The organism is Xenorhabdus sp. Sc-CR9 (assembly GCF_963897815.1).
In the GTDB taxonomy this organism is placed as follows: domain Bacteria; phylum Pseudomonadota; class Gammaproteobacteria; order Enterobacterales; family Enterobacteriaceae; genus Xenorhabdus.
The window spans coordinates 1-15,587 of the sequence record NZ_CAWQTY010000217.1; the positions used below are offsets into that span (position 1 = coordinate 1).

Genomic DNA, 15,587 nt, shown 5'->3' on the forward strand with positions numbered 1-15,587 from the left:
TAAATAACCGGTTATCGTCAGCAACACGTCCCCAAGCTCCCTTTCGACCGGGTAAGTAGGGCTCAAGTAAATTCCAAACATGATCGGAGATATCGTGACGGCGGTATGCTGGTGCGCTCATGGTTAAATCGCTCTATTTATGGAATACAAATCTTATTATCACATAAAATTACTTATGACGACACTATCTAAACCATTTTGTAAAAACAGTGCGAAGACGAGAAAGAACGAGCTGGAAGTAGAATAGATAAATAAGACCAACAAACAACCTAAGCTAAACTGTTTATTTTTTAATAAACTAAAATTCAGCAGAGGTGTTTTCCCTCGACAAATGTTGGACCAATTAATAATGGTAACAACAAGGTAAAAATACCAATGCTGGAAAGTGCCACCCCAACTAAATCTAATCCTGATTTTTCTTGAGCTTTGCTTTCTTTGATATAACCTGAAAAAACTAAAGCCAATACACCAATTGGAACATTGACCAAAAAGATAGTACGCCACTACAAATCCCATAAATTTGTGGCAATCATCCAGCCCCCTAAAATTTGCCCTGCGATTGCAGCAAAACCCAATGTCATTCCCAGTAAACCAAATGCCCGGCGGCGATTTTCTTCGTCAAAACTAACACGAATAGTGGCGTAAACTTGTGGAAATAACAGTGCCGCAGCTAATCCTTGTAAGAATCTAACGACAATCAAAAAATTTGCTGTAAGCGCCAGACCACAAAGTAATGAAGTCACAGTAAAAGCGAGTATTCCTAATTGAAACAAACGACGTAGACCAAACAGATCGCCCAAACGCCCTCCTGTAATCAATAACAAACCAAATCCAATTTCATAGGTCACAATAATCAGCGTAATTTGGAATAAACTTGCTTGTAAGTCAGATTGAATATTAGGGATAGCAATGTTGACGACAAAAAGATCAAAAAGAGAAGCAACGCAATTTCTTATGGTTATTATTCACTAAGGAATATTACCATGATATATTTTCTTGTTGGGAATGCGATGCCTATCGTTTACTGGCCAGTTTTAGGCGTGATTATGCTCTTTCTGTGAAAGATGTTTATATTCAAAATATTGTGAATGAGTTACTTGAAACCTCATCTGACTTTTATGATATGTGGCATCGGCATGAAATCTATGAACCTTGCAATGGTGTGAGGATATTGAATATGAATGGACAAGTAATTTCTTTCGATTATACGTCTATGATTATCGACTTAGAAAAATATTTACGTTTGATTATTTATGCAGAAAGCTGATCAAACTAATTTTATAAAATAATATTTCTCTAAATTTATATGTTGTTTTTTATTACTCATTAATTAAATTATTCACTTCCACCACTCTTCCAAAAAAATTAATGCCCCACTACGAATAATAATATTTTTTAAATATAAAATATAATGAATTAGTGAATGGATTCACTAATATTTACGAGATGATCTTCTTAAAAAACCATTTCCTTAGTAAACATCTTTGAATATATTTCCTCATTATAAAAATAACATATTGGTAACATTTTTTAACCTAAAAAACGCAAAATCTCTAATTTAACAGTCTATGTAGAGATCGTCACCTGTTGGTGTCTTCTTTATTTTTGTTACCAAAATGTTATAAATTAGTTAATTCGAATTATTGCATTTTAGTTCTAATTATTATGCTATAGCACATTGCAGGTGGAGAATATTATGCCGAAATCATCCCGCTAGTAGTCTGATCATATGGGGTAAAAATAACCTGCTCTGATTTTTTTCAGTTTATATCACCGGTTTTATTAATAAGGACTTTTCAAAGAGCAATGTGCCAGAAAGCGAATTGAAAGCCGCCACTTTATAAAAAATGGAATCTATATTATGAAAAAAAACAACTCGGCACGACCGATATTTTTGTGGGTGACATTATTTTTTGGATTATTACCTGCCGGGGCATCAATGGCTGCGACCGAATATCAGGAACAGGGTAAGAAAAATTTACCTGATAGTTGGTTATCAGAGGAATTTAATCATCAATGGGGACTCGCTGCAATTGGTGCCCATTATGCTTATGCACGCGGTTATACAGGGAAAGGCGTTAATGTTGGTGTATTAGATGAAGCTGTTACTAATCACCCTGAATTTGCAAATAAATTGAAAATCCTGAGTCCAGAAGATCCTTGGAATTATGACGAGAATCCCTATACCAATGTTATCAGTTTCGGTGCCCATGGCAATCATGTCTCAGGAATTATTGCGGCAAACCGGGATGGCAAGGAAATGCACGGTGTGGCATTTGATGCAGGTTTGATTACTGGAAAATATTTGCAAAACGATTATAACCGCACAGAAGCCATGATCCAGAGTAATGCACGTGTCATCAATAACAGTTGGGGGGTTCGCCCGAACTATTATGTTGATCAAAATGGTAATCCCAAACGGAGACCCGATGGCACAATTGACTACTACAAAGTCACTCTGCAAGATGTGATCAATTATGTCACACCTATTAAAGATGAATTGGATCGGTTAAGTCGTTCTCCAATACCAGAACTTGATGACTACATAACCAGAAGTGCAGGTTTATTGCGTGCAGCACGTCATGGAAAATTAGTTGTTTTTGCAGCAGGAAATGCAAATAACTATAACGTGACCTGGATGCATGCAGGTACGCCCTACTTTTTCCCTGATGCATTGAAAAATTACCTCAGTGTTGCCAACCTGGCCCGAGAGAATAAGATTAACGTCTCTTCAACAAGCTGTGGATATACTGCCAGTTACTGTTTGTCTGCACCAGGGACTAAGATTTACAGCAGTACAGGTGATTTTGTTTCGAAAAATGGAAGCTATATTAATGAGCATGCTTTAAATAATGGTGAATTGGAGATTGATCCTACCTATGCGGCTTATACAGGTACATCAATGGCATCGCCCCATGTAGTTGGTGCGGCGGCTGTCTTGATGCAACGATTTCCGTATATGACCGCAGGACAAATCTCTGATGTTCTGAAAACCACAGCGACAGACTTGGGTGAACCAGGCTTGGACGATCTGTATGGTTGGGGAATGTTGAACCTGAAAGATGCGATTGATGGACCTAAGATGTTCATTACTGAGAAAGACATTTCCCCCAAATATTACATTCCAGGCTCCTATACTGAAACTCAGTTTATCGCCAATATTCCGGGATTAGGCGGTATGCTTGAGGAAGGAACCACGGTTGAACGGGTATGCGACAGCATTGAATGTGTTTATGACATCTGGAGCAATGATATCAGCGGTCACGGAGGATTGACGAAAACCGGTAAGGGTATTTTGGATCTTGCGGGTAAAAATAGCACCTATAAAGGCCGAACGTTGGTGGAAAAAGGTCTGTTACAGGTTAGCGGTTCCATTACCTCAGATGTTACCGTTCACGATGGAGCAACTTTAGGCGGAAGCGGTACGGTTGGTTCTATCGTAGCTGACACTGGCGCCAATATTGCACCCGGTGATTTATATTCATACGGTACAATGAGTTCAAGCGGTACAATGAACGTCAATCGTGATGTTACCTTCCATACTGGTTCACGTTATTTGGTAGAAGTTGCACCAAATAGTCAGGGGCAGAGCGATCGCATTCTCAGTAATGGCTTAGCGACCCTGAACGGCGGCGAAGTGCAAGTCAGACTGGAAAACAAAAGAAACCTGTTGTCAAAACCAGAAGTTCGCAGTTTGCTTGGTCAGCAATACAACATCCTGCAAGCAAACCGTGGTATCAATGGTCAGTTTACGACTGTAGTACCAAATTATTTATTTGTTGGTGCAGAACTGAGTTATCAACCTGACCGAGTGATGTTGGATATTAAACGTAATTCCACCACATTCGCCAGTTTAGGTACGACAACTAATGAACGTGCTGTGGCTCATGCAGCCGATAAACTAAGTCTTGGTCATCCGGTTTATGAAAGTATTTTAATGTCTGACACGGAAGCACAGGCTAGCCAAGCATTCCAACAACTATCTTCTGGACAGATCCATGATGATATCGCTATAGCTCAGGTCAATAGTAGCCGCTATTTGCGTGATACATTAAATACCCGTTTGCGTCAGGCTGATGGTGAAATTGCTGGTCAGGATATCAAAGCAGATAAAAATGGTGCTTGGGTGCAAATAATAGGTAACTGGCAACGTGCTAATGGGAACAGTGACGTCAACGGTTACCGTGTGTCCAATTACGGCGTGTTATTGGGTGCGGATAAAGAATTGGGTAATGACTGGCGGTTAGGTGTTGCCACCGGCTATACCCGTTCTTCGCTGAAAGGTGGTTATAATACTTCAGCACGCAGTGATAATTTCCATTTGGGTCTATACGGCAGCAAACAGATTGATGCTCTGGCATTACGTGCTGGTGCTGCCTATAGCTGGCATCGTTTTGACACAGAACGTTCGGTAGATTTTGGTCGCCAATCCGATAACCTGAAAGCTAAATATGGTGCACAAACCGGGCAATTGTTTACTGAAGCGGCTTATGGTATTAACACATCCTGGCTGAACTTAGAACCATTTGCCAACTTGTCATATGTTAACTTCCGCAACAATAGCATTAATGAGCACGGTGGTGCGGCTGCACTGCACGGTAATAAACAATCGAAAAACGCAACCTTCTCAACATTAGGTTTACGTGCTGACCAAAAATGGAAGATGGAAAATGAAATAACAGTCGGCCTGTATGGTGAATTAGGTTGGCAACACCAGTTCGGGAGCGTAGATCGCGGTACTAAATTAAGTTTCAGTAATAGCGATTCAACGTTCACCATTAACAGTGTTTCTCCAGAACGTGATGCCGCTGTCATCAAAGCTGGTACAGAATTGGGTCTCAATGAAAACACGAGACTGTCATTAGGATATAGCGGTGTATTGTCAAGCAGTAACAAAGATAACGGAGTGTTCTTGAACGCGGCTTGGAAGTTCTAATCATAATCTGTTGTTTAATAAAAAACTCACTGTTGGCAACGGCTGGCAGTGAGTTTTTTATTAGGGCATTTGTATCAACTTTCATACAAACCACTCCGCTAGAACTGATCAATGATTAAAGATCATAATTTATTCAGGTCATTAATACATGTAAAGGAGAATAAATATGACTTATCATAAAATTATATTAATCAGTTTATTGTCAGCTTCAGCAGGTACAACTGCCCTACCGATTTCAACAGCAAATGCAGATAGTAATGCTGCGCCACTGATGAAGTCGACTGATCCCGGCGCTGAAAAGTACAGAACGGTCGGTAAATTCAATGGTTCATCCCACTGTACTGCGACTCTGATCTCTGGTGAAAATACACCGAGTAAGGATACACCTGCATTGATATTGACCGCCGGTCATTGTGTAGATAGCAATGTGGATACAAACAACGTGATTGTTGATCAGCCGGCACCGGAGTATTGGCGATATACACCAGATTATTTCATTGATAAAAAGGACGATTTTTCACCAATAAAAGTCAGCCGGATTTTATATTCAACGATGAAATATGAAGATATCGCGGTCTTACAATTGGATACAACTTATGGTGATTTAGCTAAAAAAGGCTATCAACCCATGAAGTTGAAAAAAAACCTTAATATGAAAAATCAGCCCATTGTATTAACTCATATTCCTGTCGATAACGTTGACTATAATTACGCTTATCTCAGAAAATCTGAGTGTGATATTACGGGTAAATCCCCATTATTGTATGAAGGCTCATCTCCATGGATTTGGTCTCCAGTCTTTTCTGTGAACTGCGCAGGTGTAGCCGGTGGAACATCTGGTTCTCCTGTTTTTGAAAAAGATAAAATAGATGTCATCGGTGTTCTTAATACAACAACAACACCAGGAATGACAGGTTGTGGATTTGGCAGGCCTTGTATTGTTGAAAACAATAAGGGTGTTCCAGAAGAAAACTACAGTTATTTTATTCCTGTAGATACTATCGCCAATGCGTTGACAAGGGATAACAAACTTGATTTGTCTAAGCTCCAGAATAATAGCGGTGATGTTTTGGAAAGAAGTCCATTTTTCTCTCCTTTTGTCTCTCAAACGGTAGAACCGTCCACTGGTGAAAAAGCAAAATGGAATGTCGCTATTAAGGAAGATGCTAACGTTAAAAATATCCGATATAAAACTGGCTTAATCAGTGGTGTGGATTGTTCGGATGCTGCGGGATATGGCGCTTCTGTTCCTTCCAGCCAGAAACCTCTGGAAAATATGCTTGTTCCAGAGAAAGACGGAATCTATAAACTCTGTGTTATTCATCAGAATAATGATGGTCAATGGCAGAATACAAAAGATGCTTCAGTCATGTTGCGAGAAATTGATAATACTCCTCCGACAATTAAACCAGCTATAACCAAGCAGGATGTTGGAGATCAATGGATGGTCACTGTTCAGGTATCTCGATATGAACTTGCGGGCTTCAAGGTGAAATATGGCCCAAAAGCAAAAACAAACTGTGAAGACAAAGAAGGTTATTCTTTCCCATGGAGACCGTTTATTATTCTGGATAAAGCTGAATCTCCATGGCGTGTTTGTGCATATGGCGAAGATCAGGCCAAAAATATCGGCCCGATTAACTCACTTGATATTGAATAACTGCTACTAAGACAATTACCCCGATAGTTGATTCAAGAAATTCACTGCCAGCTTTTATTGACAGTGAATTTCTTCTAAATTTTTATGACGATAAATATCATTTCCTCCACCTGTTCATCATAAATATTTCCTTGCCAGAATACATCATTCGTGAGCTGGTGGGTTTTGATTTTGCAATATCTAACATTGGGGCGGCAATTTGCCATACTTGATAAACCTTAGTATTATTCAAAATCTCTCATGAATATTTTTTCTTCCGCGTATATCATTTCCGTAACACTAAACATTCTGCTCATTCTGCTTTAAATTTCATCAATTAATTTCAGCTAACTCATTATATCCTTTTAATCAGGGGGGACTATATGTCGTCACAACGTGTTGTTTTACCTCTTTTTTCACTTACTGTATTTTTCATTGGTGCAACAGAATTTATGTTATCTCCCATGCTTAAACCGTTGTCCGAAGCCTTTAATACCACGATAGATGAAGCCATCTGGTTAGTCTCAAGTTATGTCCTGGCCTACGCCCTTGCTGCCCCTATTTTCGGATGGCTGTCTGATCGGATAAATCGGCGCAAATTGTTGTTGGTATCCTTGTTATTTCTTTCACTTGATGGGTTGGCATTGACGATAGCACCTAATCTAGAGATAGCAATTGGATTGCGTATATTGGGAGGCATTGCTTCAGCCGCGTTGATTCCGACAATATTTGCATTAATTGCAGAAATATTTCCACCATATAAACACACTTCGGTGATGGGTGTTGTTATGTTCGGTATGACTGTAGGGATTGCGGCAGGTCCCATTCTTGCGGGTATTTTAACGGAGTTATTTCATTGGAAGTTGCCGTTTCTGGCGACAACAGCGGGAGGATTTCTACTTTTCCTCATAAGTAGAAAATATATTCCATCTCAGATTTATGTTCGAAAAAAAGAACATCGAATGGATGTATCCCAGTGGATACGTCAGGGAAAATTAATACGACCCCTTGTCGCAAAGGGATTTTGGAATGGCACGACAATGTCCACTTTTATTCTTGCGGGAGAAGTTCTAAGGCAACATTATGAATTGAGTACAGGAGGAATTGGTATCTCTGTTTCCGCATTTGGTATTGGTCTTGGCTTGGGTAATTTGTCTGTTAGTATGATAAAACATTTATATATCAGAGAAGAGAAGATTCTTTTGCTGATGATTGTATTACTTTTTTCTACTATCTCTGCATTTATGCTACTCCCCTTTTCCCTGCTGTTTAGTTTTTTTTGCTTGGTGCTATCAGGGGTTTCTCTTGGTTTTTCAGCCCCGATCAGTACTTCTATTTTGGTAAATAGAGCAAAACAGAATAAAGGCCAGATATTGGCGGTTTCAGAAAGTCTGAATAATCTGACTATTTTTTTCTTACTTCCCATTGCTACTATGTTGCTGACACAACATGGTATTGCGGTAACAATGATTATATTGGGGATTTGCCTAATAACGGGAGTTGGATTAACACTAATAGACATTTTAGTGACAGAGTCACCTATTCATGTTCATGAGCGGTACAAACATGACAAAAAGTAGTATGTTCATGACAAAGATTGGTTAATTGAAAATAGGTTTTACGAAATGCTCGTTTTAACCATTCAAAAATGTTTATCACATAATTCTTGTTCAATCATGTAATTAGGTATTGAAAATAGACATGCTTACCTTGGCCGTGAAGTACAGCAAGAGTGGTATGATTTAATCCAGAAGCTGGTGGAGCCTCGTGATAAAGAAGTCGTGGATATTGGTTGTGGTGGTGGTATCTATTCACTGGCATGGGTAAAAATGGGAGCAAAGAAAGTTACCTGCGTTGATTTTTCACAACAGATGTTGGCTGACACAGCAGAAAATACTCATGGAGTGCCAAATATCGTTATCCAAAAAGGTGATGCCCTTTGCACTGGTTTGCCTGATAGCTGTCAGGATATTGTTTTTGAAAGAGCACTTATTCACCATATTGCTCAAGAAAAAAGAATCACATGTTTTTCTGAAGCCCATCGTTTACTGCGTTCTGGAGGAATGTATATCTTACAGGACAGGACTGTGCAAGACATTCAGTTTCCTGGCTCACCTGAACATATTCGTGGCTATATATTTGATGTTTATTCTCACTTGCGCAATATTGAAAATCAACGCAGACCAAGCAATGATGTTGTGATTAATGAGCTAAAATTTACTGGGTTTAAGCAGATTAAATCTATTTCTCTTTTGGAAAAACGCAAGACCTATAAAAATTTTTCACAGTTGGCAATAGATCTCCAGTTACGTAAAGGTCGTTCTATTCTGCACGAATTAAGCAATGAAGAAATTACTTATCTTATCAATTATATTGAAAAAGAGATGGGGGCAAAATCTGATATTATTGAGAAAGATTTTTGGACTGTTTGGATAGGTATAAAATAGCGATATAAAAATAAAAGACTTGAAAGAAAACACTCTCAAATCCAATCTACACTGTTTTTCCAAATGGAAGTTGAAATATCCAAAATCAGAACCACCCGCATAGCGGGTGGTTTGCTCTAGCCCTATAAGGGCATGTTACCGACTGCGCCTAAATGACGCGGCTTTCTCTTCGTTCAAGCTAAGTGTCTTTGCTGCTTTGGCTTACCCCTTGAAGGGGTCCTCAGATTCTCGTGTACTTAATTTATCCTGAATGAGATCTGACTTTTCTTGCTCTCTGATATATTTACGGATTGTGACTTCATTCAGCCCCACGGTACTGACATAGTAGCCTTCCGACCAAAACTTCCTGTTGCCAAATTTGTATTTTAAATTGGCATGTTTATCGAAGATCATCAAAGAGCTTTTACCTTTTAAGTATCCCATAAAACTTGAGACACTGATTTTTGGAGGAATACTCACGAGCATATGCACATGATCCGGCATCAGATGCCCTTCGATTATTTCCACTCCTTTGTATTTACAAAGGTTTCGTAATATCTCACCGATACTTGAACGTAAACGGGAAAAAATGATTTTTCGTCTGTATTTCGGCGAAAAAACAATAGGGTATTTGCACAGCCACTTTGTATGTGCTGAGCTTTGTGCTTTAATTCCCATAAACACCTTTCCTTATTTGAGTTACGTATATTAGCTTGAACATCTATATCGTAACGGAAAGGTGTTTTTCTTGGTATAACCCTTGATTTCCACCCGCATAGCGGGTGGTTTTATGTTTAAGAAGCTGACGCTACTTAAACTGGCTAAAGCCATAATAAAAGACCAGCCCGAGAAAATTCTCGAGCTGGCTATAAATTAATTCCTTATATATTAACTAGTTAAAATATCATATCTAATATTCAAAACAATATTTATTAACTAATGAATAGAATATAATCATTTGATATCAGACGTGATTTTTATTCTCTTCGTCAACTAATTGGTTTAATTTCTTGACAAATATGGCTTGCAATTGCTGCCAGTACTCTTCGAAATGTTCTTCATTACGTAAACAGTACGTCATTACTGCTGCACGCAGTACATAAACACAGCGGACTTTTTCCCATTCACTACGGCTAAAACCACATTTTTCTGCGTAAAACCACGGTGTATCACCATACTCTTTGTAATCCAATATGGTTGATGATGTGAGAAAATCATTGGTATAAGCACGTCCTGTAGAGTACGAACACAGTTCATAAAGTCGTTTATTGAGAACATTATGATTAAGCAGACTGTCGTTACCGACTTCTTTGAATGTGAAATTGATCATATGGAAGTCAGGTGATGACATGATATGAGCTTCAAACCGATGTTTACCCACTTCTATTGGTGGCATACCGACGAGTTTATTCAATAACCTTTGTGCTGTAACAATACCAGCAGCAATCACTTTCCCATATCCACTAACATTTAGCGGTAATAAACGATGAGTGGCCCAAAGTGCCGCAGCTGTAGCACCAGATTTTGACCCTTCCATGATAAATGAACCTAGAGTTTTCCGATTATTGTTTTCAGTATTCGTTTCAGCACCCTTTGCTTCAAAGGTACCATTTTCTTGAAATACATACGCCGCACGGGAAGATATTAAATCTAGAATACGCTTGTCTTTCATGCAGATGGCACCAGCAGCGTATTGAATGAAACCTACTTTATGCGGGTCAATGGTAATTGAATCAACTTCTTTCAAGGCCTTGAAACTTTGGTAAACTTCTGGTTTGGGCCAACTGATATTTTCTGGCATAATTTCCATTGAACGGTGATAATCAGCCAACTTATCATACTCTATAAATTTTCCTTCTTCATTCAGTAACATAGTACAAGCATATCCTGCATAAGCGGCATCAACATGGATATAGAATGACTTTCCATAACGCTCTTCACATTCCTGCCTTAATGCAATAACTTCATCAATCCGATCAATTGCCCCAACTTCTGTTGTTCCAACAACAGCAATCATCGCCAAAATTGACTCATCCTTTTCAATTAAATCAAAAGTGATTTCGCGCATACTGGCAACATCAGTTTGATAATTTTTATTGACGGGTAGTGGAACAATATTTTCTTGACCAATACCAAAAATATCGGCTGCTTTCATCCAAGAGTAATGTTTAGATTGTGGAACTAACAACTTGCCTAGAATTTCCGATTTCACTCCAGTACCCCGGCATGTTATATCGCGTATTTCCTCAAAAATTCCTCGCTCTTGTAACTCGCTGATTAAACCCAGAATTTCAGTTGTTGGCATATTCATCAATTGCTGGTGTGATTTATGGCTGACCAAATCTTTCGTTTCAGGGTGTTGAGATATTGCAAAAGGTAATGTTTTTAAGTTTCTGGCAACCCACAATCCTTCATAGTTAGCCACTGTTCCACCAGAAGTGATGTGCCCCCAAGCTTTTTCAGGGTTATAGCCAAACATGCGGCAGAGATCCAATCCGGATTCAAGCTCCAATTCTGTTGTCGTGGGAGATGCTTCATAAGAACAGTTATTCGGGTTGTACATCATGGCCATAACATAGGCAAGATTAGAAACCATTAAGGTATCACTGTTGATGTGACCCAGATAACGGGGAGAAAAGAAAGGAATAGATGTGTTTTTCAGTTTTGCTGATAATTGATTCAATATTCCTTCTGTTCGATAAAGTGTTTCTCTGTAGTTATGTTCATAGCGATCCATGGATGTAATTAAAGCCGCGTCTCCTGGATGAAAGCTTGAACGCCAATGCATGTGCTCACTAACTGCATAATCCATCATTTCTCTAAAAAAAACAGCATTCTCGGACTTTGGACCTAAAAACAACGCATCTACGTTCAAATTTTGATGAATCAACTTAGCCATAATCACGCAACCTTTTAACTTATTTTTGTATTTGCAGTAAATTTATAAACCTATTAATAATATTGTTTTTATTTTCTGCGCTAATGACGGAACGATTGTGACGAAGGTAAAGACATTGTAATAACTGATTGAAAATAAAATTTATTTATTTTATATGGACTCATAAAAAATATTCTGCAAGATATAGAGAGTCAATCTACTGCATAGATATAAAACATAAATCTTATAATATTAATTACAAGTTAATAATTAAGTTGAAATTTGTGCGCCACCACAAAGAAATGAGATAGCAAGCCCATAATGAATATGCGGTAATATTTTTTAATGAAACTATAAAAGAGGAGGTATTCACGCATGACAAATTGGTGACGTTGTCACTAATCTGTCATACGGAACGAAAGAATAGAATAATTAATCGGGATAGAGTGAATTATCGATCATGTATTGCATATAATGAAAAATGTATACTGATTAACCAACTCAGCAATAAACATGATAATTGTCCCGATAAGAATCGAAGTGTTATTACGAATAAAGAGCTTATCTCTTCCCTTCCATAAAGCATAAATCCAGATTGCCATTCCAATAATATATAAGCACCAAGAAATCATTCTCAGCCCAAAAGCACTTTTAACATTAAGCTCAACCGGATGAGGAAAATGAGGAAAGATAGCACTGTCATTAATTATTGTTGTTTCTGTTAACCATCCCATATAGGGGTGTTCAATGAGTCTCGTTGTTACACTGATAAATACGACAAGCAAGGCTGCCATCATCAATTTAATGGATAATTTTCCTCGGATGTATTTTCTTAGCGGGTAACCGATAAATGACAGAGCCAATGCTGGACCTAATGTAAATACAGCACTATAAAACAGAAAATAGGTATTAACATTTGTCCACATGAGCATGGCACTATTAACATAGATAATTGCCATATAATAGAGGTCAATTAATCCAATTACACCAATAAAGAACATAATGTAAACATGTATTCTTTTTACTAGCATTGTAAAAATAGTATAAAAAAACAATCAGCCCAAAATAGATGGCAGCAAAGATTTTTCCTATGTTTACACATTCTTGTATAATATTGCACAATGAATGATAAATATTAAATGGATACTCCAGAATATTCAGAGAGGCGACTAGCCCTAACCCTGCCAATAATCCACTCACTAATAATGTTCTTAGTAATATTTTTTGCACAAGAATAGTCACAGGATATTGCCATGTGTTTAATTCGTGCTTAAGCCAGTAAATAAAAAGTGCGCTCATCAATACAAGCCCCACTGAGCTTTGTACTATCATTGTAAATGCAATTAATAACCATTCGCTCATGTTAACTCTATTCCATTTTTCTGTAACCAAACAACATCATCGACGCGTATTACATCCATATATTATTGATTCAATTTTAGTTTGATTGCGATTTTATATTGTACATCTAAAATTTTACGTAACTTCACTGTTAACAAAAAAATTCATTTTTTTCGCTCATAATGGTAAATAGCGTGATTAATGGAAGTATCTTGCCCTTATCAGAGCTACTTAAATATGTTAAATTCACTCATATCAATCACTTCTAATGAGCATTCCCTATGATCCCGGAAAAACGTATTATTAGTCGGATTCAATCTGGTGGTTGCGCAATCCACTGTCAGGATTGTAGCATCAGCCAGCTCTGCATTCCTTTCACCTTAAATGAACATGAGCTTGATCAACTTGATAATATCATCGAGCGTAAGAAACCCATCCAGAAAGGGCAAACGTTATTTAAGGCTGGTGATGCGCTGAAGTCACTCTATGCCATTCGTGCTGGGACCATCAAAAGTTATACTATCACTGAAGAAGGTGATGAACAGATTACAGGTTTTCATCTTGCAGGTGATCTGGTTGGATTTGATGCCATCATTAATACTGAACACCCAAGTTTCGCCCAGGCTCTGGAAACATCAATGGTATGTGAAATTCCATTTGAAACTCTGGATGACCTTTCAGGGAAAATGCCTAATCTCCGCCAGCAAATGATGCGTTTGATGAGTGGCGAAATCAAAGGTGATCAGGAGATGATTTTATTGTTATCGAAAAAAAATGCGGAAGAAAGGTTGGCCGCATTTACCTATAACCTGTCTCGCCGCTTCGCACAACGTGGTTTTTCACCTAGAGAATTCCGTTTGACCATGACTCGCGGAGATATAGGCAATTACCTTGGTTTAACTGTTGAGACAATCAGTCGCTTACTTGGTCGTTTCCAGAAAAATGGTATTTTGGCAGTTAAAGGTAAGTATATTACCGTTGAAGATATGGATAAATTGACTGAATTGGCTGGCAAGGCTCCTGCTAATGCATCCTAACGTTACCTAAAATTTAAGCCAGATCACTATATTTTGCTGATCTGGCATTCTCTTTGCCTGTTATAGTTATCCATATTGGTTTATCTTCTGTATGCAAGAAGCATCCAGACTCCGCGAGGAACTCAATATGGCAAACTACCAAAATCTCTTAGTTGCAATTGACCCCAATCAGGATGATCAGCCAGCATTAAGACGGGCTGCTTATATCATTCAGCGTAATGGGGGTCGGATTAAAGCATTTTTACCTATTTATGACCTTTCCTATGAAATGACTACCCTGCTTTCTCCAGAAGAAAGAAGTGCTATGCGTAAGGGCGTGATTGGTCAGCGAGTTGCTTGGATAAAACAACAAGCTCATTATTATCTTGAATCAGGCATTGATATTGAGATTAAAGTGGTTTGGCATAATCGTCCTTATGAAGCCATAATTCAAGAAATTATCACTGAAAAACATGACTTATTATTGAAAATGGCTCATCAACACTCTCGATTAGAGTCCATGATTTTTACTCCACTTGACTGGCATTTGTTACGCAAGTGTCCTTGTCCAGTCTGGATGGTGAAAGATCAAGTATGGCCTGATAACGGCTCTGCTGTTGTTGCCGTCAATTTATCCAATGAAGAACCTTATCATACTGAACTCAATCTAAAATTAGTTCATGAAACGCAAGATCTTGCTAATCGAATTGTAAAAGACCCTTTGATTCACCTTGTTAGTGCTTACCCTGTTGCACCTTTAAATATTGCAACTGAACTCCCTGATTTCGACCCCAATGTGTATAATCAGGCATTGCGTGGTCAACATTTGATTGCAATGAAAGAATTGCGTCAAAAATTTTATATTGATGAACAGTATACTCATGTTCATGAAGGTGTACCGGAAAAGGTCATTCCTGAAGTCTGTGATGAACTCAATACAGGTGTGGTTGTTTTAGGCATTCTGGGTCGAACTGGTTTATCTGCTGCGTTTCTTGGTAATACAGCAGAGCATGTTATCGATCGACTTAAATGTGATCTGCTGGCAATTAAGCCTGATGGATTTATTTGCCCGATTAGTTTAGATGATGAATAAAACAATTGCTGATAAATAGATCGCCCAAAAAACAATTTGTGCAACTGGCCAATTAAATCGACCAGTTGCTTAACACTATGCCCTAGAGCCTTTTTCACCAACGCCAGTTGGTCCCATGATGAAAATTACTCTAGAGCGTGTTGACCTTTGTTGTACATGTTTCAATCGACCCACATAGGGAGCCACATGATTGAAAATGCCAAAGCAACGAGACTTTCATAATTTCTTGCTAATTTGTCATACCGAGTAGCTACTGCT

General features: G+C 38.3%; 13 protein-coding genes and 1 pseudogene. 7 read left to right on the top strand and 7 right to left on the bottom strand.

The features are described from left to right. Positions 1-305: 305 nt before the first annotated feature. Together AACQ81_RS17255 and AACQ81_RS17260 are read right to left on the bottom strand one after the other, a co-directional pair. Positions 306-488 carry a hypothetical protein gene (locus AACQ81_RS17255; RefSeq protein ID WP_237388067.1) on the bottom strand — a complete coding sequence of 61 codons (183 nt, stop codon included), beginning with the start codon at positions 486-488 and terminating at the stop codon, positions 306-308. 15 nt (positions 489-503) lie between these two features. After that, the gene (locus tag AACQ81_RS17260; protein WP_336885688.1) at positions 504-965 is read right to left on the bottom strand and encodes an MFS transporter; all 462 of its coding nucleotides are present in this window, start codon (positions 963-965) and stop codon (positions 504-506) included. 23 nt (positions 966-988) lie between these two features. On the opposite strand from AACQ81_RS17260, the gene AACQ81_RS19790 reads away from it, so the two are divergent. The 5 genes from AACQ81_RS19790 (at position 989) to AACQ81_RS17280 (ending at position 9,022) form a co-directional block, all read left to right on the top strand. Continuing rightward, complete coding sequence (locus tag AACQ81_RS19790) at positions 989-1,267, top strand: MmyB family transcriptional regulator (RefSeq protein ID WP_443089566.1); 279 nt, start codon at positions 989-991, stop codon at positions 1,265-1,267. A 594-nt stretch (positions 1,268-1,861) separates the two neighbouring features. Further along, positions 1,862-4,936, top strand: a complete 3,075-nt coding sequence (locus AACQ81_RS17265; RefSeq protein WP_237388068.1) for an autotransporter domain-containing protein — start codon at positions 1,862-1,864, stop codon at positions 4,934-4,936. Between the two features lie 166 nt (positions 4,937-5,102). Then, positions 5,103-6,596, top strand: a complete 1,494-nt coding sequence (locus AACQ81_RS17270; protein ID WP_237388069.1) for a trypsin-like serine peptidase — start codon at positions 5,103-5,105, stop codon at positions 6,594-6,596. Positions 6,597-6,958: 362 nt separating this feature from the next. Then, a complete protein-coding gene (locus tag AACQ81_RS17275) occupies positions 6,959-8,155 on the top strand; it encodes an MFS transporter (protein ID WP_237388070.1) in 1,197 nt (398 codons plus the stop codon). A 174-nt stretch (positions 8,156-8,329) separates the two neighbouring features. Further along, positions 8,330-9,022, top strand: a complete 693-nt coding sequence (locus tag AACQ81_RS17280) for a class I SAM-dependent methyltransferase (RefSeq protein ID WP_336885689.1) — start codon at positions 8,330-8,332, stop codon at positions 9,020-9,022. 201 nt (positions 9,023-9,223) lie between these two features. On the opposite strand, the gene tnpA is transcribed toward AACQ81_RS17280, so the two are convergent. The 4 genes from tnpA to AACQ81_RS17300 form a co-directional block, all read right to left on the bottom strand. Beyond that, the gene (gene tnpA, locus AACQ81_RS17285) at positions 9,224-9,679 is read right to left on the bottom strand and encodes an IS200/IS605 family transposase (RefSeq protein WP_237388072.1); all 456 of its coding nucleotides are present in this window, start codon (positions 9,677-9,679) and stop codon (positions 9,224-9,226) included. A 286-nt stretch (positions 9,680-9,965) separates the two neighbouring features. Beyond that, positions 9,966-11,900: a pyridoxal phosphate-dependent decarboxylase family protein gene (locus AACQ81_RS17290; RefSeq protein ID WP_237388073.1), complete on the bottom strand. Its 1,935-nt coding sequence runs from the start codon at positions 11,898-11,900 to the stop codon at positions 9,966-9,968. 437 nt (positions 11,901-12,337) lie between these two features. After that, complete coding sequence (locus AACQ81_RS17295; RefSeq protein ID WP_237388074.1) at positions 12,338-12,838, bottom strand: hypothetical protein; 501 nt, start codon at positions 12,836-12,838, stop codon at positions 12,338-12,340. Positions 12,839-12,848: 10 nt separating this feature from the next. Beyond that, positions 12,849-13,241, bottom strand: a complete 393-nt coding sequence (locus tag AACQ81_RS17300) for a DmsC/YnfH family molybdoenzyme membrane anchor subunit (RefSeq protein WP_237388075.1) — start codon at positions 13,239-13,241, stop codon at positions 12,849-12,851. 260 nt (positions 13,242-13,501) lie between these two features. Between AACQ81_RS17300 and AACQ81_RS17305 the strand changes: the two genes are divergently transcribed. Beyond that, positions 13,502-14,257, top strand: a complete 756-nt coding sequence (locus AACQ81_RS17305) for an FNR family transcription factor (protein ID WP_237388076.1) — start codon at positions 13,502-13,504, stop codon at positions 14,255-14,257. 127 nt (positions 14,258-14,384) lie between these two features. Then, on the top strand, positions 14,385-15,329 hold the full coding sequence (uspE, locus tag AACQ81_RS17310) for a universal stress protein UspE (protein WP_237388077.1): 945 nt from the start codon (positions 14,385-14,387) through the stop codon (positions 15,327-15,329). 161 nt (positions 15,330-15,490) lie between these two features. Here uspE and AACQ81_RS17315 read toward each other — a convergent pair. Then, a pseudogene (locus AACQ81_RS17315) lies at positions 15,491-15,587 on the bottom strand (IS5/IS1182 family transposase); the annotation flags it as partial.